Source organism: Leisingera sp. ANG49, from assembly GCF_059694505.1.
In genome coordinates this window covers 1-22,267 of record NZ_JCATZN010000009.1, presented here as the reverse complement: position 1 = coordinate 22,267, position 22,267 = coordinate 1, and the positions used below count along the sequence as shown (strand labels likewise).

The following is a 22,267-nucleotide window of genomic DNA, read 5'->3' as shown; positions in this document are numbered from 1 at the left end:
CATGCTTAAGCTTGCAAAACAGCAGGGCCGCATTTCAATCGCTCAGCGCAGCCCCGAGCGGGTGCCAAATCAGTTTTTCCGCCAAGCTGTTACCTGTTGTTACGCAGCAATTGATTTTGTTGCATGATGTTACAAACAAACAGCCGGAACAGCCACATCGGGCAGTTTCCGGGGAGGAGAGCAACAGATGGCGATTCCGCGGCTTCTGGTGGTGGATGACGACGTTGAGACGCGCATGATGCTGACCCAGTACCTGCGCCAGAACGGCTTTATCGCCCTGCCCTGCGGCAGCGAGGCGGAGATCCGCGAGCAGATCGGCGCAGGCCGGATCGACCTGATCCTGCTCGACGTGATGCTGGGCGATGAAAACGGGGTGGAGATCTGCACCCGGCTGCGCAGCGAACAGGATGTGCCGATCATTCTCGTCTCTGCCCTGTCGGCAGACCATCAGCGGATGGCGGGGTATGAATCCGGCGCGGATGATTACATCGCCAAACCGTTCAACCCCGATCTTCTGCTGGCCCGTGTCCGCGCCGTGCTGCAGCGGGCACGGCGGTCCTCCTCGCTGATTTACCGGCGCAGTGTCGCCACCTTCCGCTTTGGCGGCTGGACCTATGACGCCAAGCGGGATGAGGTGATTTCGCCCGCGGGCGTGCAGGTGGCGCTGTCACGGCGTGAGACCGGCTTGCTCAAGGTGTTTCTGGCCAATCCGCATATTCCGCTGACGCGCGAAGAAATCGCTGCGGCGCTGGATGTGACCGGCGAGGGCGGCAGCGACGAAGGTTCGGGCCGCGCCATTGACGTGCTGGTCGGGCGGCTGCGCTCCAAGATCGAACAGAGCCCCAAGGAGCCGAAGCTGCTGCGTACCGAACGCGGCATCGGCTATGTCCTGGCGGTGGATGTCGAAACCGGCGGGGACTGAGGCAGGTGGCGCTGCGGCTCAGAACCAAGGGGCTGATCCTGCTGCCGCTGGCCTTTGCCGCCGGGCTGGGCGGCGCTTGGGGCTGGTTCCACTCCGGCGCCAGCTGGCAGGCGCATCTGACCCGCGCCGCCATCGCAGGCATCACCCTGGACGGCTCCCTGCGCCGCGGGGCCGCACCGCCCGAGGGCGTAGCGGTCACCCCGGTGGACCCGGCGCAGGCGGCGTTTCTGACCAGCGGCGATTACCTGCGGCTGGAGGGCATCCCCAAACCAGCGTTTTTCACCAATGTGTCGATCCTCGACAGCGGCCCCGATCCCTTGTCGGGCGAGGTGCTGGCGCTGGTCATCGCTTCCGGCAGCCTGCGTTATCCGGTTGCTGAGCTGCCGCCCGCTGGCGGCCAGTCCGCGGCAGAAAAGCTGGGTGCCGTCACCCGGCTGCTGGCAACTTATTGCAGCGAACCGGTGATTTTTGCCCGCGCAGGGTACGGCCCCTGGCAGCGGGTCGACGGCACTGCCGTCTGGGGCTGTTCCGCCACGCCGCGCGACTTGCGCCTGCCGGCGGTTCTGCTGTCGCTGCTGGCCCTGGCGGTGCTGGCGACGCTGGTGATGGACACCTCGGCCCATTTCGACCGCTTCGCCCGCGCCCTGCGTCACCGCCGCCGGCTGGGCGGGCCGGACGCCTATGCGATGCAAGGCCCCGGCGAGCTGCAGGAAATCGTCTCGGCGGTGAACAGCTATCTGGAGACCGAGCGCGAACAGCTCGCCAGCCGCGCCGCGGTGCTGTCCGGCGTCAGCCATGACCTTGGCACCCCGGCCACCCGGTTGCGGCTGCGCGCGGCGCTCATTCAAGACGCGGAGCTGCGGGGGAAGTTCGAGGCTGATCTGGACGCCATGACCGGCATGATCGAAAGCGTGCTGACCTACACCCGCGCTGAGATGAGCGCGGAAACCCCGCGCCGCCTCTCCCTCAGCTCGCTGGTGGAGGCGCTGGCTGCCGATTACCAGGACACCGGAAAGCCGGTGGAGCTGCTGCCGCCGGAACCGCAGGTGGCGGCGGGCGGGCGGTCTGTCTTCACCTCTGCCCCCGGCCGCAGCGCAGTGCCGGAAGGCCAGGTGATGCTGGTGGTGGCACGCCCGGTTTCCTTGCAGCGGGCCATCACGAACCTGATCGACAACGCGCTGAAATACGGCCGCCGCGCTGCCGTCACCCTCAGCGCCACCGCCGATCACGCGATCATCACGGTGGAGGATGAAGGCTCCGGCATGACGGCGGCGGAGATTACCGAGGTGATTGCCCCGTTCCGCCGCGGCGATAACACACGGGCCATTGATGGTTTTGGCCTAGGGCTGACAATTGTTGCCACGGTGGCGGAACAGCACGGCGGGCGGCTGTATTTCGAGGACGGCAGGCGCGGATTGCGCGCCTGCCTGGAAATCTGCCGCAACTGAACCTAGCCCAGCACCGCCTTGACCGCGCGCAATGTGGCGTCCACCACCTGATCGACCTCGGCACGGGTCAGGCAGAAGGGCGGCGCAAAGCCCAGGATGTCGCCCTGCGGCATGGCGCGGGCAATCACCTTGTCCTGCTCCAGGAGCTTGGCGGAGATTTGCGGCCCGATCTTGTCTGCCGCGTCAAAGAACGTGCGGCTGTCCTTATCCTGCACGAACTCCACCGCGCAGAGCATCCCCTCGCCGCGCACCTCGCCCACATGGGGGTGGGTGGACAGTGCCTCCGCCATGGTGGCGTTCAGATAGGCGCCGGTGCCGCCTGCATTGCTGACAAGGTTCAGCTCGTCAATCAGCTTGAGGTTCGCCACCCCCGCCGCCGCCCCGATCGGGTGCGCGGAGTAGGTCCAGCCGTGGCCGATCGGGCCGTTCTCGTCGGTGCCCTGCTCCAGCACCTTCCAGACCTTGTCCGAGACGATGGACCCCGAAAGCGGCGCATAGGCCGAGGTAAGCCCCTTGGCGATGGTGATAATGTCGGCCTCGATCCCGTAGTGGTCCGAGCCGAACATGGTGCCAAGGCGGCCGAAGCCGGTGACGACCTCATCCGCAACCAGCAGGATGTCGTGTTTCTTCAGCACCGTCTGAATGGCCTGCCAGTAGCCCGCGGGCGGCGGTACGATGCCGCCGGTGCCCAAGACCGGCTCGCCGATAAAGGCAGCGATGGTGTCCGCACCCTCGCGTTCGATCAGCGCTTCCAGCTCGGCGGCGCAATGGGCCACGAACTGTTCCTCGCTCTGGTCCAGATCCTTGCGGCGGTAGTAATAGGGCGCTTCGGTGTGAATCACCTGCTCCACCGGCAGATCGAACTTCCTGTGGAACAGCTCCAGCCCGGTCAGAGAGCCGGTGACCAGCCCCGATCCGTGATAGCCGCGCCAGCGGGAGATGATCTTCTTCTTCTCCGGACGCCCCAGGATGTTGTTGTAATACCAGATCAGCTTGACGTTGGTTTCATTGGCGTCGGAGCCGCCAAGGCCGAAATAGACCTTGGACATATTCGCAGGCGCCCGGTCCAGGATCATCTTGGCGAGCGTGATCGAAGCCTCGGTGCCGTGGCCCACATAGGAATGGTAATAGGCCAGCTCGCGCGCCTGATCGGCAATCGCTTCGGCAATCTCCTGGCGGCCATAACCCGCGTTCACGCAGTAAAGCCCGGCAAAGGCGTCCAACAGCTTGTTGCCGTCGCGGTCCTCGATGAACACGCCGGAAGCGGTCTTGATCACCCGGTTCGGGCTGTCGCCGCGGGTGTGCTGGGCCAGATGGGTCGAGGGGTGAAAAAAGTTTTCGCGGTCCCACTGGTCAAGCTGGTCGTTCTTCAGCATTTATTGTTCCTTCCGTTTGCGTTCTGCGGCCAAGAGTTTTCGAAAACTCTTGGCAAAAATCTTCGAGGTGTTTTTCCTGTCACGCCCAGTCGCGGCAGACGTATTTGACCTCTGTGAATTCCTCCATGCCCAGCCGCGCGCCTTCGCGGCCCAGGCCGGATTGCTTGGTGCCGCCGAACGGGATCGGCGCGCCGGTCACCTTGGTGCGGTTCACCGCCACCATGCCGTATTGCAGCGCCCGGCTGAGGCGGTAGATGCGGCGCGGGTCCTGGCTGTGGACATAGGCCACCAGCCCGTATTCGCTGTCATTGGCGCGGGCGATCACCTCCTCCTCGGTTGCGAAGGGGGTGATAGGGGCGACCGGGCCAAAGGTTTCCTCGCGCATGATCAGCGCGTCAGCGGGTACATAGGTCAGCACCGTCGGTTCAAAAAACAGCGGACCCAGATGATGCCGCTTGCCGCCGCAGGCCAGTTTGGCGCCTTTGGCCAGTGCATCAGCCACATGCTCTTCCTGCTTTTGAACCGCCTTTTCATTCATTAGCGGGCCAATGTCGCAATCCTCCATCCCGCGGCCGATGGTCAGTGCTTTGGCGGCTGCAGTGAACTTCGCGCAGAACTCGGCATAGACAGGCCGCTCCACAAAAACCCGGTTGGCGCCCAGGCAGTCCTGGCCGGAGGTGGCAAACTTGGCCTTGATCGTCTCTCTGATAGCCTTGTCCAGATCGCAGTCCGCAAACACAAGCACAGGCGCGTGGCCGCCAAGCTCCATGACCAGATGCTTCACGGTATCCGCGGACTGCCGGTACAGGAGCTTGCCGATATTGGTCGATCCGGTGAAGGACAGCGCCCGCACGCGGGTGTCGCGGGTCCAGGGTTCGACGACGGTGGGCGCGTTGCCGGTCACCACGTTGAACACACCGGGCGGAAGACCTGCGCGCTCCGCCAGCTCTGCCAGCGCCAGCGCGCTGAACGGGGTTTCGGCCGAGGGATGCGCCACCACGGTGCAGCCCGCCGCCAGTGCCGCCGCCGCCTTGCGCGTCAGCATTGCAGAGGGGAAGTTCCAGGGCGTGATCAGCGCCGCCACCCCCACCGGCTCGCGCCACAGCTCCACCTCGGCATCGGGCAGATGGCTGGTGACGCCTTCGATATTGGGGCGCTTGGCCTCCTCGGCGTAGAACTCCACAAAGGCCGCGCCGTAGTCGATTTCGCCGCGCGCCTCGGATAGCGGCTTGCCCTGTTCCAGCACCATGATGCGGGCGAGGTCTTCCTTGTGGTCCAGCTGCAGCTCAAACCAGCGGCGCAGGATCGCGGCGCGCGCTTGCGGCATTAGCCCGGCCCAAGCTGGAAAGGCCGCCTGTGCCGCATCCACCGCGGCAGAGGATTCTTCTGCTGAAAGGCTGGCCACATGGCCCAGTTCGACCCCATCCGCCGGATCGGTGACCGGGAAAGTCTCGCCATTGGCGGCGGCGCACCATTTGCCGTTAATGTAGGAAAAAGACCGTACCAGCGCCTTGTCGGCAATCCCGGTCCGGGCTGAGAGCGCGGTCTCTGTCATGGCTGTTCTCCTCATGTCTTGCAGAGGAATTTGCCTGACACAGGCAGAGGATGTGACTGAAGTTCAGGGGCGGCGCAGAAGAAACAGCTGCCGCTCAGGGATATTTGAGCGGGATCACCCCTGCCCCAGCAGAATGTCCAGTGGCGGCGCGCCCGCGCTCTTCACCGGCTTGGTCACCACATAGGTGAAATAGCGGGAAAGGCCGATGCGGGCGTCCAGCATCTCGTCGATCAGCCGCTGGTAGGCGTCGATGTCGCGGGTGACGATCTGCAACAGGTAGTCGAACCCGCCCCCCAGCGCCCAGCAGGCGGTGACCTCGTCATAGCGCTGCATCGCCTCCTCAAAGGCGCGGAAGCTGGCGGCGGTGTGATCGGCGATCTCTGCCGCGACAAACACGGTCACATGCGGCGACAGCTTGCGCAGGTTGATGCGGGCGCCGTAGCCCTCGATCAGCCCGGCCTGTTCCAGCTTCTTCAGCCGGTCCCAGCAGGGCGTCGGCGACAGGCCGATCCGCTCGGCCAGCGCGGCCTTGGTGATGCGGCCCTCGGTCGAGAGCACGCGCAGAATGTCGAGATCGCGCTGGTCCAGTTGCATGTCTCCCGCCTATCAGCCGGCGGTGACGCCGACAACCGCAACGCAGTCGCCGGACTTGATCAGCCCGGGGAAATGGCGGCTGATCAGGAGGCCGGCGCGGCGGGCGCGGTATTCCACCGGCGGCCGGCCGGTGCAGTCAAGAGGCCAGACCCGCGCCAGAAGATCGCCCTTGGCCACGGTTTCGCCGAGGTCGGCCATGATCTCAAACAGGCCGTCTCCTTCGCTGAACAGGAAGCAGTCGTCGTCCGGCATGGTCAGATTGACGGTGTCCTCCAGCTGCATCTCCCCCTTCAGGATGCCCGCATGGATCAGCACATTGCGCAGCCCCTTCTTGGCAATCGCATTGCTGCGCGTAGTGGATGAGCCGCCGCCGCCCAGTTCGGTTGTGACCAGAATCTTGCCCATTTCCTCAACCGCGGTGTCGTACATGCCGCCGCTGTCGATCTCCAACAGTTCCACCGAATAGGGCGCGTTGAACGCCTTCATCGCGGCAAAACACGCCTCCTGCGTGGATTTGTCATCAAGGATATGGGCGGCGGCGAAGGGTACGAAGTCCAGCGTTTTGCCGCCGGAATGGAAATCCACCGCCAGATCCGCCATCGGCAAGAGGGTGCGCTGGAAGTAATCGGCAATCTTCTCAGTCACGGTGCCGTCGGGGCGGCCCGGGAACGACCGGTTCATATTTCCCCTGTCGATGGGAGAGGTACGGGTGCCTGCCCGGAAGGCCGGGTAGTTGAAAGCAGGCACGATGATCAGCCTGCCGGTCACGTCTTCGGCCTTCGTGGTTGCGGCCAGCTCGTGCAGCGCAATCGGGCCTTCGTACTCATCGCCGTGGTTGGCCCCGGTGAGCAGCGCGGTCGGGCCGTCGCCGTTCTTGATCACCGTCAGCGGGATCATCACCGAGCCCCAAGCGCTGTCATCGCGGCTGTAGGGCAGTTTTAGGAAACCGTGGTGCACCCCGTCCCGGTCCAGCGGGATGGTGGGGGAAATTGGATTTTGCTTCATGGCTCAGTCCTTCACGAACATCTTGCGCGGCACATCGGACAGGCATTCCGGCCCTTTCGCCCCGATGCGGATGCTTTCGGTGATCTCAAATCCCCAATCCTCCATCCAGAGGCCGGTCATGAAGTGGAAGGTCATATTCTCCTCTAGGACCGTGGTGTCACCCGGGCGCAGCGACATGGTGCGCTCGCCCCAGTCCGGCGGGTAGGAAACGCCGATCGGATAGCCGGTGCGGTTGTCCTTTTCGATGCCGTATGTCTTCAGCACCTTGAAAAACGCCTTGGCGATATCCTCGCAGGTGTTGCCGGCCTTAGCCACTTCCAGCCCGGCCTCCATCCCCTCCAACACGGCCATTTCGGCGTCCAGGAAGGTCTGCGTCGGCTTGCCCAGGAACACAGTGCGCGACAGCGGGCAGTGGTAGCGGTGCACCACGCCCGCGATCTCGAAGAAAGTGCCCTCGCCGGATTTCATTGGCAGGTCGTCCCAGGTCAGATGCGGCGCGGCGGCGTCAGAGCCGGAGGGCAAGAGCGGCACAATTGCCGGGTAGTCGCCGCCAAAGCCCAGATCCGCGTCATAGCGAAGCCCCGCGTCATAGATCTCCGCCACCAGATCGCATTTGCGCATCCCCGGCTCGACCTTCTCGACAATGCGGCGGTGCATCCGGCCGACGATCCGGCCGGCCTGACGCATACAGGTGAGCTCGGCCTCGGATTTCACCGCCCGCTGCCAGTTCACCAGCGCGTTGGCATCGGCAAAGCGCGCGTTCGGCAGGTGCTTTTGCAGCGACATGAAGGCGGCGGCGGTGAAGTAATAGTTGTCCATCTCGACGCCAATCACGCCGCCATCCAGCCCGCGGTCTGCCAGCTGCGCCGACAGGTAATCCATCGGATGCCGCTCGGTCGACTGCACGTAATGGTCCGGGTAGCCGATGATGCTGGCTGGATCCATGAAGCAGGTGCGCAGCGCCCCGTTTGCATCCTGGCCGCGGCCGTACCAGAGCGGCTCTCCCTCCATGCTGACAACAACGCATTGATGAACATAGAAGGACCAGCCGTCATAGCCGGTCAGCCAGTTCATGTTCGACGGATCTGTGACGATCAGCAGGTCAAGCCCGCGGCGGGCCATTTCGGCGCGGGTCTTGTTCAGACGGGCCTGGTATTCGGCGCGGGTGAAGTACAGCGTGGGATTTGCCATATGCGTTGGTCCTGGTTGATCAGCTGGTGAAGGTGGCGCCAGCCCCCGCGGCCTCAGCCCGGGTGCCTGCGAGGGTGGCGATGGCGGTGTCCTGCACGCCGGTGCCGGTGAGGTCGGCAATGATCAGGTCGCTGTTCGAGCGGCGGCCGGGGGCCTGCCCTGATGTGATGCTGCCTAATTCGGTGAAGCCTTGATTCTTGGCGATCAGCCCGGCCTCGATGGCACTGCGCAGCTCGCCCTTGACGGCGCATTGCGCTTGGCTATCGGGCACATAGAGGTCCGCCTTGGCCAGGCAGGCCGGTTCCAGCTCGCATTTGTGCTCCTGGTCGGAGCCCATGGCGACAACCAGCTGCCCCGGTTGCAGCCACTCCGCCTTGATCACAGGGTCAGCGGCGGGGGTTGTGGTGACCACGATGTCCGCGGATGCAACCGCCTGTGCGATGTCTGCGCTGACGGTGATTTCGATCCCCAGCTCCTCGCGCAGGCTGGCGGCGGCAGCTTCAGCCTTGGCTTTGTCCCGCGCCCAGATCACCGCGCTTTTGATCCCGCGCACCAGGGTCATTGCCTTCAGCTGCATTTTCGACTGCACGCCCGCGCCGATGATGCAGACGCGGGACGCCTCCGCCCGCGCCAGATGGCGTGCCGCAACCGCCCCGGCGGCAGCGGTGCGCACATCGGTGAGGTAGCCATTGTCCAGAAGCAGCGTTTCAAGAAGGCCGGTCCGGCTGGAGAACACCACCATCAGACCCGTCGTGCTCGGCAGGCCGAGCTTAGGGTTGTCGAAAAACCCCGGGCTCATTTTCATGGCAAAGCTCTCGATCCCCGGCACATAGGCGGTCTTCACGCAGACCTCGCCGTTGTGGTCGGGCACCGGCAGCGTCATGATCGGCGGCATCACCACCCCGCCGCCGGCCAGCGTGGTGAAGCCCTGCTCCACGCAATCCACCGCATCACAGTCCAGCGGCACCAGATCGCGCAGCTCGGCTTCGGTCAGGATCTTGATCTCAGGCATCTGCGCCTCCCTTGCTTTCGGCAGCAGCGTCCACATCCTCGCCATCAATGATGCGCTTGTGCAGGTCCATGGCGATGTTCTGGCCGCTGACCAGCACCGCGCAGCGCCCCGGATTGCTGATCTTGCCCGCCAGCAGCGCCGCGATGCCGACACTGCCGGAGCCTTCGATCACCTGCCGCTCCTCATAATAGGCATGGCGGATGGCGGCGGCGATCTCCGCCTCTGAGACCAGCAACACCTCATCCACCAGTGCCTGCGTCATCGCGAAGGTATAGGCATTGTCCAAGCCAATCCCGCCGCCGAGCGAATCCGCCAGCGTCGGCAGCTCCTCGACCTGCACCGGCTTGCCCGACTGCAAGCTGGCGTGCATCGCCGCGCCGCGCTCCATGCTGATGCCCACCACCCGGATTGCGGGGTTCGCCGCCTTCATCACCAGCGCCACACCGGAAATCAGCCCGCCGCCGGACAGCGGCACCAGCACGGTCTGCAGATCCGGCATCTGCTCCAGCATTTCCAGCGCCACGGTGCTTTGCCCGGCAATGATATCACGGTGGTCAAACGGCGGCAGCATGGTCATGCCTTCGGCCGCCAGCCGCTCCGCCTCCAGCTGCGCGTCATCCTGCGAGCGGCCAATGATGCGCACCTCGGCACCGTGGGACTTGATGCCCTCGACCTTGTTCTGCGGCACTAGCTCCGACATGCAGATGACACAGCGCACCCCGGCCTGCGCCGCCGCATAGGCCAGCCCGCGCCCGTGGTTGCCGGTGGACACGCCCGCAATCCCCGCGGCGCGCTGCTCTGCGGTCAGCGACAGCACCGCATTGGTGGCGCCGCGCAGTTTGAAGCTGCCGGTGATCTGGCTGTTCTCCAGCTTCAGTGCCACCCGACCGCCGCAGAGGCGGCTGAGCGCGGGCGAATCCATCAGCGCGGTCCGGCGGATGCGCCCGGCAATCCGCGCCCGCGCCTGAAAGCTGTGCTGAAGGGTGATCGTCTCTGTCATCGGACTCGTCTTGCCAGGCAGGTGTCAGGAAAGGCCCGCCGCAACCTGCCCCGGAACCCGTGATTCCGGCCCGGACGGGCGCCCTGAGCCAGCCTTGGAAAGACTTGTCCTGCGAGTCAATTCTTTTATTGTCACGCGACAATCAGAAGGCCAGCGCCGCCGCACCCTCCGGCGGCTGGCGCAGCATCCCCGCCAGCAGCTCCAGCGCCTGCCGGAACCGGGCCGGATCCTGCACGCTGCCGAGCGAGATCCGCACCGCGTTCTGCGGCGGCACCCGCGGTGCCAGGAAGGGGGTATCCGGCGCCACTGCGACATTCAGCTGCCGCGCATAGGCCGCAAAGCCCTCGCTGGTCCAGCCGCCTTCCAGCGGCAGCCACAGGTGCAAGGCCGCCGGGTGGCCCTGCCAGTCCCAGCCCTGCAGCACCTCCGCAGCGATGGCGTGGCGCTCTGCCAAGGCGCGGCGCTGCCAGCGGGCCAGTTCCAGCGCGGTGCCGTCGCGCACCCAGCGGCTGGCCAGCTCGCACATCAGCGGCGTCGCCATCCAGCTGAACACCACGATCCGCCCGGTGAGGGCCGGCAGCAGATGCTCCGGCGCCGCCAGATAGCCCGCGCGCAGCCCCGGCACCGTGCATTTGGTGAAGGTGGTGAGATACACCGTGCGCTCCGGCGCCAGCGCTGCAACCGGTGCCGGACGGTCCTCTGCCACCGGGCCGAAGGCATCGTTTTCGATGATCAGAAGGTCATGGCGGCGGGCCACCTCCACCAGCGCCCGGCGCCGCTCTTCCGGCATCATCCCGGCGGTTGCATTGGCAAGGGACGGCAGCAGAAACAACAGCTTGGGGTCGTTCTTGCGGCAATACTCGTCCAGCGCATCCGGCAGCATTCCGTCGCTGTCAGTCTCCAGCCCGGACAGGGTCAGCCCCAGGCTGGCACAGGCCGTGACCAGCAGGTGATGGGTGATTTTGTCCGCCGCCACCGTGTCGCCGGGGCGGGTCAGCGCGGTCAGCGCCGCCGACAGCCCGTGGCTGACGCCGTTGGTCATCAGGATCCGCTCCGCCGGCACCTCCAGCCCGCAGATCCTTAGCCACTCCGCCCCCGCCGCCCGGTGGGCATCGTGGCCCGCGTTGGGACGGGTGGACAGGTAACAGGCGGGGTCCAGCCCGTCGGGCAGCTGCCGCAGCGCCTGCTGGAACCGCTCCGCATGCAGCTGTGTGAACAGCGGTCGCGAGATCGACAGGTCATAGCCGCCGCCGCTGTCCGATTGCAGCCGGTAGGGCGGGCTGCTGCCTGCCTCCAGGCCGGTCACGAAGCTGCCGCGCCCGACCTGACCGTCAATCAGCCGCTGCCGCCGCAGGCTGTCATAGGCCTTGCTGACGGTATGCACGCTGAGGCCCAGCTCTTGTGCCATCTTGCGGTGGGTCGGCAGCTGCGCGCCTTTGGCCAGGCGGCCGTCGGAGATGGCCTTGGCCAGGGCCTGCGCCAAGCTGGCATGCAGCGGCGGGGTCAGGGTCGCGGGATCGGGATACCAGATTGTCATGCGTCAATCCTAACGGCGGGCGCGAGGAAAGCCCATCCCCTTGCTGCGGCCGCCTTCACCCGGTGCATGCCCCGCATCCGCTGCCGGATAGCATCGCAGTTTAACTAACTTCAAAGCAACTAGCCGGCGCGCTGTTAACCCAATGTTTGCTGCCCTTCTGAGAGGATTGCGGCAAGAATCTGGCGGATCTGCCTCAATTGCCCGAATGGGGCCGCGAACATTCCCCATTCCGCCGGCAGCGTAAAGGTCCGCCCGTGCCCTTCCGGCCGGGAACTGAACTGCCAGGAGGAAATGACGCCGTGCCGCCCGACATATCTTCCGCCGATCCGGCGCACATCTGCGAACTGCCCTGCGGCTTCAAGCTGCTTCAGGGCCAGTACCAGATTGAGCGCCCGCTGATCAGTGGCGGCTTCGGTATCACCTATCTGGCGCGCGACAGCCTGGAACGGCGGGTGGTGATCAAGGAATGTTTCCCCGCTGGTCTGTGCCGCCGCAGCGGCCCGGAGGTGGAGCCGGCCGCGCCGGAACACGCCAAATCCTGCCGCAACGTGCTGCGCGCCTTCCTGCGCGAGGCGCATCTGCTGGCCCGCGCCGAACACCCGGGTATCGTCGGCGTGCATCAGGTCTTCAAGGAAAACCAGACCGCCTATATCGCGATGGAGTTCATCGACGGACTCGACCTGCTGACGGTGCGCGAGGATCAGCCGGAGCGGCTGACCGCGCCGCTGCTGCGGCAGATCCTGGATCAGGCGCTGGAAGCGCTTGGCTGCCTGCATGGGCTGGGCATCCTGCACCGCGACATCTCGCCGGACAATCTGCTGCTCGGCCAGGACGGCACCCTGACCCTGATCGATTTCGGCGCCGCGGCCGGCAGCACCCCATTGGATGACACCGCACTGCCCACCCTGCTGGCGGTCAAGGACGGCTACTCTGCGCATGAGCTCTACAAGCCCGACCTGCCGCAACGCCCGGCCTGCGACATCTACGCGCTTGGCGCCACCTTCTATTACCTCATCACCGGCGAAACCCCGGCGGGCAGCCAGCAGCGGCTGACCGCGGTGATGGCCGGCAACCCCGACCCCTGCCCGCCGCTGCTGGGCGGCCCCTGGGCGGTGGATCCAGCCTTGCTGGCGACGGTGGATCAGGCGATGTCGGTGCTGCCCGCTGAACGCTTCCAGTCCGCCCGCGCCTGGGCGGAGATGCTGGCGGACTGCGATGCTGCGGATCCGGTGGCGGCTGCCGCCGCCCAGGATCAGCCCGCACTCCTTCCCGAAGCGGTGCCCGCCGACAGCGGCGCGCTGGACGCAGCAATCGCCGATCTGGTGGCGGCCACCAACTCCAGCCTCACCCCGGGCCAGCCGCGCAAGGCCCGCAGGGAACCGGCGCCCGCCCCGGCCGCAGACGCGCCCCGCCAGATGGTCAACCTGTTCGGCGAGCCGGTCAGCGACCTGGAGGCCTGGCTGGCAGAGGAAGACGCCCGGGCGCGGCGCAGCCGCAACGCGCCTGCCGCCGAACAGCCCCCCGCCGCTGCGGACAGCGGTGCCGAGACGCGCAAACCCACATTCGCAGGCCGCCTGCGCAGGATCTTCGGGTTCCAGGACGGCACCCCGGCAACGGTTAAGAACTAAAGGAAACGGCTATGAAGTTCATCAAGGATATCATCGGCGAAAAGCGGGAACGGGTGCGGGCGGAATCCGCGGGCCAGCCCGCGGCAGAACCGGTGCAGCCGCCGGCGCGGGACCCGTTCGACAGCCTTTCCGCGGAACCGGAGGCAGCGGCGGGCCACCCCGGGGCACCGCTCAGCCTGGAAAGCGGCTTCCGCCTCGACCCGGAGCCTGAGAGCGCCGGGGAGGACTATGGCCCGCCGGAGGATTTCCTGCGGGATGAAGACCCGGAAGAAGACACCCCGGAGGCCTATGCTGAACCCGCTGCCGCCCCGCAGGACAGCGCGGAGGATTTCCTGGACAGTATGGACAGCGCCGCGCCGGAAGATGATGCCATCGCCGCCTTCTTTGCCCGTGAGCAGGCACAGGCGGCCGCCCCCGAACCGGCCCCCGCTCCGGCCGCGCCGGACGGCCCGGAGGCCGAAGACCCCTTTGCCGCCTGGGAAGAGGCGGAGTACGCGGAACCGGACACCTATGCAGCCGAAGAAGAAGAGGAGGACGGCCCGGACGCCTTTGCCGGGGAGCCGGACTTCAGCCGCCTGCAGCAGCCGGAGCCTGCAGAGGAGCGGCCCGGGGGTTACCGGATCTTCCACCGCAAATCCGCTGCAGCTGCCCAGCCGGAGCCGGAACCGGAGGTGCAGCCGGACCCCCAGCCGGAGCCGGCCCCCGAGCCGCAATACAGAATGGACCCGCCGGCGCAGCCGCAGGCAGAGGCGCAGCCCGCGCCTGCACCGCAGATGCGCCCGGCAACGACGCCCGCCCCCATGCCAGCCGCCGCGGCGCCGCAAATGGCCCCCGCCGCCCCGCAACCCGCGGCCCAACAGGAAGCGCCGGCATCCGCCGCGCCGATCGACGTGCCCGCGCCCTCAATGGGCCGCGGCGCCAGCCGCGCAGGCCGCGTCAAGACCCGCCTCTTGGGCTTCAGCCCGGCGCAGGCGCCCGGCAGCGACCCGTTCTCGCGCAGCGCTGAGGGTGCCGCTCCCGGCTATACCCAGTTCCCGGTCGGCTGGCTGGCAGTGGTGCAGGGTCCCGGCCGCGGCGCCGCCTTCACCCTGTTCAGCGGCGTCACCGTGATCGGCCGCGGCGAGGATCAGACCGTGCGGCTGGATTTCGGCGACAACAGCATCTCGCGCGACAACCACGCCGCCATCGCTTATGACCCGGAGCAGAAGGCATTCTATATCGGCCACGGCGGCAAGGCGAACCTGGTGCGCCGCAACGGCCGCCCGGTGCTCAGCACCGAGGAGCTGGCGGCGGGCGATGTGATCCGCATCGGCGAAACCACACTGCGCTTCGTGCCACTCTGCGGCGCCGATTTCGGCTGGGACCAGCCGCAGCAAGGCGATGCCTCCCATGCTGCATTCAGCTGAGCTCGAATACGACGCCGCGACGGCCATCAGCCAGGGCCGCCGCGACCGTCAGGAGGATGCCGTGGCGGCCGATTTCCTGGCCGGCGCCGGCACCGGCTTTGCGGTACTGGCAGACGGCATGGGCGGCCATGCGGCCGGAGATGTCGCCGCCAGGATCGTGGTCACCGAGGTGTTCAGCGAGCTGAAGCTGCGCGCGGGCGAGCCGGAGCAGCTTGAGCCCGCCATCGGCGAAGTGCTGCACAGCGCTGCCGGCGGCGCCAATGCCTGCCTCGGCGAATACGCCAGCCGCCAGCCGCAGGTGCAGGCGCAGGGCATGGGCGCCACTCTGCTGGCGCCGGTGCTGTTCCGCGACCGGCTCTACTGGATCTCGGTGGGCGACTCGCCGCTCTACCTGTTCCGCGACGGCGCCCTGATCCGCCTCAACGCCGACCATTCGATGGCGGCGGAGCTGGAGAAGCTGGTCGCCCGCGGCCGCATGGACCCGGCTGAGGCCGCCGCCCACCCGGACCGCCATTGCGTCACCTCGGTGCTGACCGGCGGCGGCATTCCCAAGATCGACTGCCGCAGCGCCCCGGTGCGGCTGCAGCACGGCGATATCGTGCTGGCCGCCAGCGATGGGCTCCTGTTCCTGGCGGAAGAGGAGATTGCCGCCGTGCTGGCCGCCGAATGCCACAGCCCCAGCGCCCGCATCGGCGCCGCGCTGATGCGGCGGCTGGAGGCGCTGGACGCGCCCGAGCAGGACAACGCCGCCTTCTGCGTGATCAAGCCGTTCGACCCGCAGGCGCCGCTGCCGGCCCCGGCAGAGCCCGCCGCGCCGCAGGTGCAGATGCCTGAACCGCAGCCGCCCGAACCGGCCGCCGCCGCCCGCCAGCGGGCCGGCCGCCGGGTCATCACCTTCCTGGCCTCCGCAACCTGGTGCGACGCGCCAGGTGCGGGCCGCAGCAAGACGGATGCATCCGCGTGAGCCTTCCCCAAAGAGACATAAGCCCGCTGGCAGGCCAGCTGGAACAGACCCTCAGCACCGGGCGGCTGCCATCCGACGTGTCCGGCTGGGGCAGCCAGCTGCTGCAGCGCCTGCGCCAGCCGGTGCGGGTGGCAGTTGCAGGGGCTGCCGGCAGCGGAAAATCCGCCGTTATCGACATGCTGCTGGGCCGGGTGGTCATTGGCCGCAACGGCAGCGGCCTGCTGGTCGATATCTGCCACGGCGCGCAGGAAATGGTGGAGGTCGAGACCGCCGCAGGCGAGCGCCATCAGCTGCCCGGCCTGCTGTCGCAGCTGGAGGTGCCTGAGGGTGCCCGCCGCGTCCGCCAGACCCTGCCCGACCCGCGCCTGCACTGGCACAGCTACCGCGAACTGCTGCTGGCGGGCCCGCAATCCGCGCAGCAGGACGTGCTGCAGCAGGCCGCGGGCAGCGCCGACATCATCCTGTGGTGCAGCCAGGGCTTTCCGGCCACCGAACAGGCGCTCTGGGCGGCGGTGCCCGACAGCACCAAGGATCACAGCTTCCTGGTGCTCACCATGGCCGACCGCCAGGTGATGCGCGGCACCCTGCCCGGCCTGATCGAGGCGCTGGAGCCGGTGGCGGCGGAGGAATTCCTGGGCGTCTACCCGGTCGCCGCGATCCAGGGGCTGACCGCCCGCACCGCGGAGGCTCCGCAGGACGGGCTGTGGCGCTCCAGCGGCGGCAAGCAGCTGAGCGAGGACGTGCAGCGCCAGGTCGACCAGGGCCGCGCCTCCGACGTTGATCAGGCAGAGATGCTGATCCGCCAGTTCGGCGGCACCCTGCCGCCCGGAACAGCACCCGCTGCGTCTGTGCCTGCACCGGCACCCTCTGCCGCGCCGCAGGCCGCCAGTCTGGCTGCCGCGCTGGACCAGCTGCAAACCGGGGCCGAGATGATGCTGGCCGAGGCCGAAGCCGCCGGCGGCCCCCAGGCCGGCCCGGTGCTGGCGCAATGCATGGAGATGATCCGCAACCTGTCGCAGTCGCTGGACGCAATGCCCGCCAGCGCCGCGGTGGAGGCCGCCCGCGAGGCGGCCCAGGACGGCGAGGAAATGCTGATGCTGTGCCAGCTGGAACAGGATGAGGATGCGGCGGTCGATGCGGTGACGCTGCTGATCCAGCTGAAGAAGGAACTGATGGAAGAGCCGCCCGGATAACCCGCGCGCGCCAAAGACCCGCCCGCCGGGCAGCAGAACAAACGCCAAAGCAGGACAGAAACAGGCCCCGCCATGCAGATGGAAACCCAGATCGAGAGCGCCACCGACATCCGCGCCTCCGCCCGCCCCACCAACCTCAGCGCCGGGATGGAGCCGCTGGCAGGTTTCGCCCGCAAGGTGCGGCGGCTTGATGGCGCCCTCACCACCCTGCATGGCGTCTCGGGGGAGCGGGTGCAGCGCAGCCTGTCCCGCCTGCAGGAGGAACTGGGCAGTTTTGAACCCAGCGTCACCCTGCTGGGACAGGTGAAATCCGGCAAGACCTCGCTGGTCAATGCCATGGCAGGCTGGGCCGACCTCTTGCCGTCGGACGTGAATCCCTGGACCTCGGTTGTCACCTCGCTGCACCTGGAGCCGGGCGAGACCCGCACCGAAAACAAGGCCAGCTTCCAGTTCATGACTGAGGCGGAATGGGACCGGCTGCTGACCAAGGGCGGCCGCATCGGCGAAATGGCGGGCCGCGCGGGCGCGGGCAGCGAGCTGCAGAAGATCCGCGCCCAGATCGAGGAAATGCGCGAACGCTCGCGCCAGCGGCTGGGCCGCAAGTTCGAGCTCTTGATGGGGCAGAAGCACGACTACGGGTATTTCGACAAGAACCTGATCGAGCGCTACATCTGCCTCGGCGATGATTTCGGCGACGAGGACCCGGGCACGGCGGACGAACAGGGCCGCTTTGCCGATATCACCCGGGCCGCCGACCTTTACCTCAATTGCCGCTCGGTGCCGCACCGCCTCTGCCTGCGCGACACGCCGGGCGTCAACGATACCTTCATGATGCGCGAGCAGATCACCATCCAGGCGATCCGCGACAGCCGCATCTGCGTGGTGGTGCTGTCGGCGGGCCAGGCGCTGACCTCGGTCGACATGGGGCTGATCCGGATGATCTCCAACCTCAAATCGCGTGAGGTGGTTATCTTCGTCAACCGCATCGACGAGCTGGTCGACCCCGCGAACCAGATTGCCGAGATCGAGGCCAGCATCCACCAGACCCTGGAAGCTCATCACGGGCCGCAGGAGGCAGAGATCATCTTCGGCAGCGCCTATTGGGCCAACAAGGTGCTGACCGGCGGGCTGGAGGATATGGACCCCTCCAGCTCCGCCGCGCTCTTGAACTGGGCCGAGGCCTCGGTCAATGCCTCCCACGCCAAGGCCACCCCCCAGAACATGGTGTGGGAGCTGTCGGGCCTCCCGGCCCTGAACCGCGCCGTGTCCGAACGCATCGTCGCCGACCTCGGCACCCCGCTGCTGGCCCGCATTGCCGCCTCAGCCACCACCGCCGCCACCGGCCAGGAGGCCGCCAACGCAGTGCTGGTGCAAGGCGAGGGCAGTGGCGGCGGGGCCAATATGCATGACGTCCGCACCGCCTTCGAGGACATCTGCCAGACCCATCTGGAGGCCCTGGAGGCAGAGGCGGGCCTGGTGCTCGACGCTTTCCGGGACCGCGCCGACCGGGCGCATGCCACCTTCACCGACCGCGCCACCCATGCGCTGATCGACCATCTGGAGAAATGGGGCGAGGACTGCCATTGGGAGTACGATCCCGCCGGGCTGCGGATGCTGTTGCGCTCCGCCTATTCGGTGATGACCAGCCGCCTGCAATCCGCCGCCCAGAAACGGTATGAAGCCGCGGTGCAGGATGTGGCCGAACTGCTTTATGACGGCTTCGGCCCGGCGGTGGAGGGCATCCAGCTGGCAGTGCCGGAGGTGCCCCAGCCCGCCTCGCCGGTGGCGCTGGCGCAGTCCATCGCGCTGGATTTCAACGACAGCTGGTGGGCCTCCTGGTGGCGCCGCACCCGCGGCTACAAGGCCTTTGCCAAGCAGTTCCGCAGCCTGATCGCAGGCGAGACAGAGGATTTCATGACCCAGCTCAAGACCGTGCAGACGGCGGACGCCCGCGCCGCCATCCTCGCCCGGCTGCAGGGCTTCTTTGACGACCAGCGCGACATCCTGCTGGAGATTGCCGACTGCCGCCGCGGCGGCGGCGACATGCAGGCGCTGTTCGCCGGGGACGAGGCCCGGCATCGCCAGACTCAGACTGCTACTGCCTTGGAAACACTCAGGAGTTTCACAGCATGACTTATCAGACTGCCCAGCACGCCCCGGCCTCCGCCCCCGTCCCTCCCGAAGCCGCCCTGGACCGCAAGCCGCGGCTGGCGCTGATGGGCGAATTCAGCGCCGGCAAAAGCACCCTCACCAACCTTCTGGTGGGCCGTCAGCCGCTGCCCACTCGCGTCACCGCCACCCGCCTGCCGCCGGTCTGGATCTCTCATGGCGCCGAGGGCGCCCGCCTGATCGGCACCGGCGGCAGCGAAGTTCCGGTGCCGCTGGAGGATCTGGCGGGCGCGCCGCTGGAAACCACCGCGCTCATCCGCCTGACGCTGCCCGCCGAAGCGCTGGAGCTCTGCGATCTCATCGACATGCCCGGCATTTCCGATCCCAACATGCCCGCCAGCGTCTGGCAGAACCTGCTGCCGGAGGTCGACAGCGTGATCTGGTGCACCCATGCCACTCAGGCCTGGCGCCAGTCCGAGGCCGCCGCTTGGGAGGAGATCTCCGCCCGGCTCGACGCTCCCAGCACCTTGCTGATCACCCATTTCGACAAGCTCAAGACCCCGCGCGACCGTGACCGGGTGCTGCGCCGGGTGCGGAAGGAAACCGGTGATCGCTTCAACGCGGTTTTCCCGCTGTCGCTCAGCCAGGCGCTGGCCGCGGGCGAGGACATGGAAGCCTGGAAGACCAGCGGCGCCGATGGTTTCATCGAATACCTGGTCGACCTGCTGCTGAACTGGTCGCAGCCGGGCCGCCCCCGCCCGCCGGCGCAACCCGCGACCGCCGCCGCCGCACAGGTGCTGCAGCCCGATCAGCAGTTGCGGGCAGAGGTGCTGGACATCGGCGGCCTGCGCGACAGCACTGCGCAGCCCAAGCCGCAACTGCAAGAGGCCGCTGCCGCGGAGGCCAGTGACGGCCCCCGCGTTGTCCCCCGCCGGGTCTCTGCCCCGTCCCGGCGCAGCCAGCGCCCCGAACCCCCTTCTGCCGGAGACTGACACCGAAATGCTGCCAACACCCGCGCCATGCACTGCACCTGCCCGCCGCGGGGGCCATAAATGACCCTGGCCCGCCTGCTCGATGCCCTGCGCCATTTTGAGCCCGGCTGCCGCCTGGCCGCCTTCGGCGATCTCGGCGCCAGCATCGTGCTGCGCAGCAGCAGCGCAGGCGACCACCAGCAGGAATACCTCGACGATCTCTGCCAGCAGGCCCGCCGCGGCTTCCTGGCGCTGGATGCGGCGGTTCAGGCCGGCGGTGTGGCGGCCGCGCCGGCCGATGACGTTCTGCTGCTCGCCCCCGGCGAGGCGCGCCTGTTCCTGCGCGCCGGTGACGGTTCCGGCGACGCGGTACTCTGCGTCTGCACCGATGCGGAGGCCGCCGCCCGGCTGGCCGCTCCGGCCCGGCAGCTGCTGGCGCAACTGGACGGAGGACAGTGATGGCTGAGCCCGCGCATCAGTCCCCGCGGCCCGGCACCTCTGCCCCCTCGGCCCTGCATCAGGCGCTGCTCCAGCTGGCGCAGCCCGCTGGCGCGCCGCCGCAGGGCAAGCCGGACACGCTCTGCGCCGCGGTGCTGCGCGAGATCAGCGAGACCGTGCTGCCGCGCGAAATCACCCTCTGCATCGGCGACCAGCCTGCCGCCGTCCTTACCGTGGCGCAGCGGCGGCTTGCCGGCCTCAGCCTGGGCAGTGCCGCGGCTGGCACCGCCGCCGCCGATAACCCGGAGACCGCAGCGCAGCATTTTGCCGCCGGCCTGCGGCGGATGGAAGGTGATGGCCAGGGCCAGGATGTCAGCTTCCGCCGCCACCCCTGCGCGGCGCCGCAAGGGGCAGGCAGCTGCTCCACCCGCAGGCTGGCCGAAGCCCTTACTGCCGCGGGCAGCGGCGGGCGGCTGGATCATTTCCTGGCCCAGGCAGCACCGCAGGCTGCCGCCTGGCTCCATTGCCCGCGCGACGGCGGCCAGGCGCAGGGCAACGGCCCGGCGGAACTGCGCAACCGGCTGGACGCGGTGCGCCAGGCTCTTACCGCCAAATCCGCCCGACCCGCCTCGGCCCGGATGCCGGTGCCGAAACCGGACTGCCTGCTGCTGCCGGTCACACCGCAGCTGCACATCCTCGCGGCCTCCGACAGCGGCACCCTGCTGCTCCTGGCTTTGCCGCCGGATGAGGCCCGCACCCAGGCGGCCGTCTGGCGCGGCATCTACGGTTAAACCCAACCATCACCGCCCAAAAAACAGGCAGACACCGCGCGGCCGGCGGCGGCGCAGCGCCTGATTGATTGCCATCCGCCGCTGGCCGGGCCAAAGTCCGGGCAAGGCGGCCGCCCCGCGGCGGACCGCAGCCAGCTTGAACGGACCCCGACGATGACAACCGCAGACTTCGACATCACCGCCGCCCGCCCCTCCGATCCGGAGGCCGCCGCCCTGATCCGCCGCCACCTGTCGCAGATGGCAGCGCAATCGCCCGAGGAAAGCTGCCACGCCATGGACATCAGCGGGCTGGAGGGGCCGGAAGTGCAATTCTTCCTGCTGCGCCGCGACGGTCAGGCGCTGGCCATGGGCGCGCTCAAGGACCTCGGCGCAGGCTCCCGCGAGCTGAAGTCGATGCACACCCTGGCTGAGGCCCGCGGCAGCGGCGCAGGCCGCGCCATGCTGGCCTTCCTGCTCGGCCTTGCCCGCCGCGAACAGGCCGCCGCGATCTACCTCGAGACGGGCTCCACCGAGGATTTCCTGGCCTCGCGCAGGCTCTATGAATCCTTCGGCTTTGTCCCCTGCCCGCCGTTTGCGGATTATGCCGAGGACCCCTGGTCGGTCTTTATGCGCCTGGACTTGCGCGCCGCGGCTTGACCCCCGGCCGCAGCCTGTCATAACTGGCGCCAAGCGGTCCCTTAGCTCAACTGGATAGAGCAGCTGACTTCTAATCAGCAGGTTGAGGGTTCGAGTCCTTCAGGGATCGCCATTTTCTCCTATGAAGTCAGTTGGCAAGTAGCTTCTTTGGCCTTGGATTGTGTATAGTGGGTCCATACAGGGGGCCAATTTCGGGGCTGTTGAGATTTCAGCTTCCATTCATGATCTCCCTCGCCCTGTCCGCGACATCCCTTTTGGCGAACTTGGCGTACTTTTGAGTCTGGGTCACAGTCGCGTGCCCGAGAAGATGTTCGGGACCTCCCCATCCAGAACGCCCTTAGCAAACTTCACGGCGCTGCCGACTCCTTGTGCGACCACGCTGCCAAACCCGGTCAGCAAGCCGCGCAGCATGTTGCTGGGCTGGATGCGCTGGCGAACGATCAGATCGCGGGCATGGTGCAGGAACAGGACGCCTTGCTGCTCCTCCGACT

19 protein-coding genes, 1 tRNA gene and 1 pseudogene are annotated in these 22,267 nt (G+C 67.4%); 12 read left to right on the top strand and 9 right to left on the bottom strand.

What is annotated here, in order from left to right; all coding sequences use genetic code 11:
• Positions 1 to 187 precede the first annotated feature (187 nt).
• Both AC58NV_RS20795 and AC58NV_RS20790 read left to right on the top strand, forming a co-directional pair.
• On the top strand, positions 188 to 922 hold the full coding sequence (locus AC58NV_RS20795; protein WP_497228840.1) for a response regulator transcription factor: 735 nt from the start codon (positions 188 to 190) through the stop codon (positions 920 to 922).
• A gap of 5 nt (positions 923 to 927) precedes the next feature.
• On the top strand, positions 928 to 2,370 hold the full coding sequence (locus AC58NV_RS20790) for a sensor histidine kinase (RefSeq protein ID WP_497228839.1): 1,443 nt from the start codon (positions 928 to 930) through the stop codon (positions 2,368 to 2,370).
• A 2-nt stretch (positions 2,371 to 2,372) separates the two neighbouring features.
• On the opposite strand, the gene AC58NV_RS20785 is transcribed toward AC58NV_RS20790, so the two are convergent.
• From AC58NV_RS20785 to ehuR, 8 genes are all read right to left on the bottom strand, one after another.
• A complete protein-coding gene (locus tag AC58NV_RS20785; protein WP_497228838.1) occupies positions 2,373 to 3,746 on the bottom strand; it encodes an aspartate aminotransferase family protein in 1,374 nt (457 codons plus the stop codon).
• A 79-nt stretch (positions 3,747 to 3,825) separates the two neighbouring features.
• Positions 3,826 to 5,301 (bottom strand): NAD-dependent succinate-semialdehyde dehydrogenase, encoded by a 1,476-nt coding sequence (locus AC58NV_RS20780; RefSeq protein ID WP_497228837.1) that lies wholly within the window; start codon positions 5,299 to 5,301, stop codon positions 3,826 to 3,828.
• A 114-nt stretch (positions 5,302 to 5,415) separates the two neighbouring features.
• A complete protein-coding gene (locus tag AC58NV_RS20775) occupies positions 5,416 to 5,895 on the bottom strand; it encodes an Lrp/AsnC family transcriptional regulator (protein ID WP_497228836.1) in 480 nt (159 codons plus the stop codon).
• A 12-nt stretch (positions 5,896 to 5,907) separates the two neighbouring features.
• Positions 5,908 to 6,900: a N(2)-acetyl-L-2,4-diaminobutanoate deacetylase DoeB gene (gene doeB, locus AC58NV_RS20770; RefSeq protein ID WP_497228835.1), complete on the bottom strand. Its 993-nt coding sequence runs from the start codon at positions 6,898 to 6,900 to the stop codon at positions 5,908 to 5,910.
• 3 nt (positions 6,901 to 6,903) lie between these two features.
• Positions 6,904 to 8,091 (bottom strand): ectoine hydrolase DoeA, encoded by a 1,188-nt coding sequence (gene doeA / locus AC58NV_RS20765; protein WP_497228834.1) that lies wholly within the window; start codon positions 8,089 to 8,091, stop codon positions 6,904 to 6,906.
• A gap of 19 nt (positions 8,092 to 8,110) precedes the next feature.
• The gene (gene eutC, locus AC58NV_RS20760; RefSeq protein ID WP_497228833.1) at positions 8,111 to 9,103 is read right to left on the bottom strand and encodes an ectoine utilization protein EutC; all 993 of its coding nucleotides are present in this window, start codon (positions 9,101 to 9,103) and stop codon (positions 8,111 to 8,113) included.
• Positions 9,096 to 10,103, bottom strand: coding sequence for a hydroxyectoine utilization dehydratase EutB (gene eutB / locus AC58NV_RS20755; RefSeq protein ID WP_497228832.1), 1,008 nt, complete (start codon positions 10,101 to 10,103; stop codon positions 9,096 to 9,098). The genes eutC and eutB overlap by 8 nt, the downstream gene beginning before the upstream one ends.
• 142 nt (positions 10,104 to 10,245) lie before the next feature.
• Positions 10,246 to 11,640 (bottom strand): MocR-like ectoine utilization transcription factor EhuR, encoded by a 1,395-nt coding sequence (ehuR, locus tag AC58NV_RS20750; RefSeq protein ID WP_497228831.1) that lies wholly within the window; start codon positions 11,638 to 11,640, stop codon positions 10,246 to 10,248.
• Between the two features lie 299 nt (positions 11,641 to 11,939).
• Here ehuR and AC58NV_RS20745 point away from each other — a divergent pair, with 299 nt between their 5' ends.
• The 10 genes from AC58NV_RS20745 (at position 11,940) to AC58NV_RS20700 (ending at position 21,888) form a co-directional block, all read left to right on the top strand.
• On the top strand, positions 11,940 to 13,268 hold the full coding sequence (locus AC58NV_RS20745) for a serine/threonine protein kinase (protein ID WP_497228830.1): 1,329 nt from the start codon (positions 11,940 to 11,942) through the stop codon (positions 13,266 to 13,268).
• 11 nt (positions 13,269 to 13,279) lie between these two features.
• Positions 13,280 to 14,674: an FHA domain-containing protein gene (locus tag AC58NV_RS20740; RefSeq protein WP_497228829.1), complete on the top strand. Its 1,395-nt coding sequence runs from the start codon at positions 13,280 to 13,282 to the stop codon at positions 14,672 to 14,674.
• Positions 14,658 to 15,638: a PP2C family protein-serine/threonine phosphatase gene (locus AC58NV_RS20735; RefSeq protein ID WP_497228828.1), complete on the top strand. Its 981-nt coding sequence runs from the start codon at positions 14,658 to 14,660 to the stop codon at positions 15,636 to 15,638. The genes AC58NV_RS20740 and AC58NV_RS20735 overlap by 17 nt, the downstream gene beginning before the upstream one ends.
• Positions 15,635 to 16,831, top strand: coding sequence for a hypothetical protein (locus AC58NV_RS20730; RefSeq protein WP_497228827.1), 1,197 nt, complete (start codon positions 15,635 to 15,637; stop codon positions 16,829 to 16,831). The genes AC58NV_RS20735 and AC58NV_RS20730 overlap by 4 nt, the downstream gene beginning before the upstream one ends.
• Positions 16,832 to 16,903: 72 nt before the next feature.
• Positions 16,904 to 18,964 (top strand): dynamin family protein, encoded by a 2,061-nt coding sequence (locus AC58NV_RS20725; protein ID WP_497228826.1) that lies wholly within the window; start codon positions 16,904 to 16,906, stop codon positions 18,962 to 18,964.
• Positions 18,961 to 19,932, top strand: coding sequence for a dynamin family protein (locus AC58NV_RS20720; RefSeq protein ID WP_497228825.1), 972 nt, complete (start codon positions 18,961 to 18,963; stop codon positions 19,930 to 19,932). Before AC58NV_RS20725 ends, AC58NV_RS20720 begins: the two co-directional genes overlap by 4 nt.
• Positions 19,933 to 19,992: 60 nt before the next feature.
• Positions 19,993 to 20,370, top strand: coding sequence for a hypothetical protein (locus AC58NV_RS20715; RefSeq protein ID WP_497228824.1), 378 nt, complete (start codon positions 19,993 to 19,995; stop codon positions 20,368 to 20,370).
• Complete coding sequence (locus AC58NV_RS20710) at positions 20,370 to 21,140, top strand: hypothetical protein (RefSeq protein WP_497228823.1); 771 nt, start codon at positions 20,370 to 20,372, stop codon at positions 21,138 to 21,140. Before AC58NV_RS20715 ends, AC58NV_RS20710 begins: the two co-directional genes overlap by 1 nt.
• 153 nt (positions 21,141 to 21,293) lie before the next feature.
• On the top strand, positions 21,294 to 21,776 hold the full coding sequence (locus tag AC58NV_RS20705; RefSeq protein ID WP_497228822.1) for a GNAT family N-acetyltransferase: 483 nt from the start codon (positions 21,294 to 21,296) through the stop codon (positions 21,774 to 21,776).
• A gap of 35 nt (positions 21,777 to 21,811) precedes the next feature.
• Positions 21,812 to 21,888: transfer RNA gene (locus tag AC58NV_RS20700), tRNA-Arg, on the top strand.
• A 173-nt stretch (positions 21,889 to 22,061) separates the two neighbouring features.
• Here the strand turns inward: AC58NV_RS20700 and AC58NV_RS20695 are convergent.
• Positions 22,062 to 22,267 (bottom strand): annotated as a pseudogene (locus tag AC58NV_RS20695) (IS110 family transposase); the annotation flags it as partial.

Coding starts and splice junctions, on each gene's coding strand:
- AC58NV_RS20795 (WP_497228840.1), top strand. CDS start 188: ATGGCGATTCCGCGGCTTCTGGTGGTGGATGACGACGTTGAGACGCGC.
- AC58NV_RS20785 (WP_497228838.1), bottom strand. CDS start 3,746: ATGCTGAAGAACGACCAGCTTGACCAGTGGGACCGCGAAAACTTTTTT.
- AC58NV_RS20780 (WP_497228837.1), bottom strand. CDS start 5,301: ATGACAGAGACCGCGCTCTCAGCCCGGACCGGGATTGCCGACAAGGCG.
- AC58NV_RS20775 (WP_497228836.1), bottom strand. CDS start 5,895: ATGCAACTGGACCAGCGCGATCTCGACATTCTGCGCGTGCTCTCGACC.
- doeB (WP_497228835.1), bottom strand. CDS start 6,900: ATGAAGCAAAATCCAATTTCCCCCACCATCCCGCTGGACCGGGACGGG.
- doeA (WP_497228834.1), bottom strand. CDS start 8,091: ATGGCAAATCCCACGCTGTACTTCACCCGCGCCGAATACCAGGCCCGT.
- eutC (WP_497228833.1), bottom strand. CDS start 9,103: ATGCCTGAGATCAAGATCCTGACCGAAGCCGAGCTGCGCGATCTGGTG.
- eutB (WP_497228832.1), bottom strand. CDS start 10,103: ATGACAGAGACGATCACCCTTCAGCACAGCTTTCAGGCGCGGGCGCGG.
- ehuR (WP_497228831.1), bottom strand. CDS start 11,640: ATGACAATCTGGTATCCCGATCCCGCGACCCTGACCCCGCCGCTGCAT.
- AC58NV_RS20740 (WP_497228829.1), top strand. CDS start 13,280: ATGAAGTTCATCAAGGATATCATCGGCGAAAAGCGGGAACGGGTGCGG.
- AC58NV_RS20735 (WP_497228828.1), top strand. CDS start 14,658: ATGCTGCATTCAGCTGAGCTCGAATACGACGCCGCGACGGCCATCAGC.
- AC58NV_RS20725 (WP_497228826.1), top strand. CDS start 16,904: ATGCAGATGGAAACCCAGATCGAGAGCGCCACCGACATCCGCGCCTCC.
- AC58NV_RS20720 (WP_497228825.1), top strand. CDS start 18,961: ATGACTTATCAGACTGCCCAGCACGCCCCGGCCTCCGCCCCCGTCCCT.
- AC58NV_RS20715 (WP_497228824.1), top strand. CDS start 19,993: ATGACCCTGGCCCGCCTGCTCGATGCCCTGCGCCATTTTGAGCCCGGC.
- AC58NV_RS20710 (WP_497228823.1), top strand. CDS start 20,370: ATGGCTGAGCCCGCGCATCAGTCCCCGCGGCCCGGCACCTCTGCCCCC.
- AC58NV_RS20705 (WP_497228822.1), top strand. CDS start 21,294: ATGACAACCGCAGACTTCGACATCACCGCCGCCCGCCCCTCCGATCCG.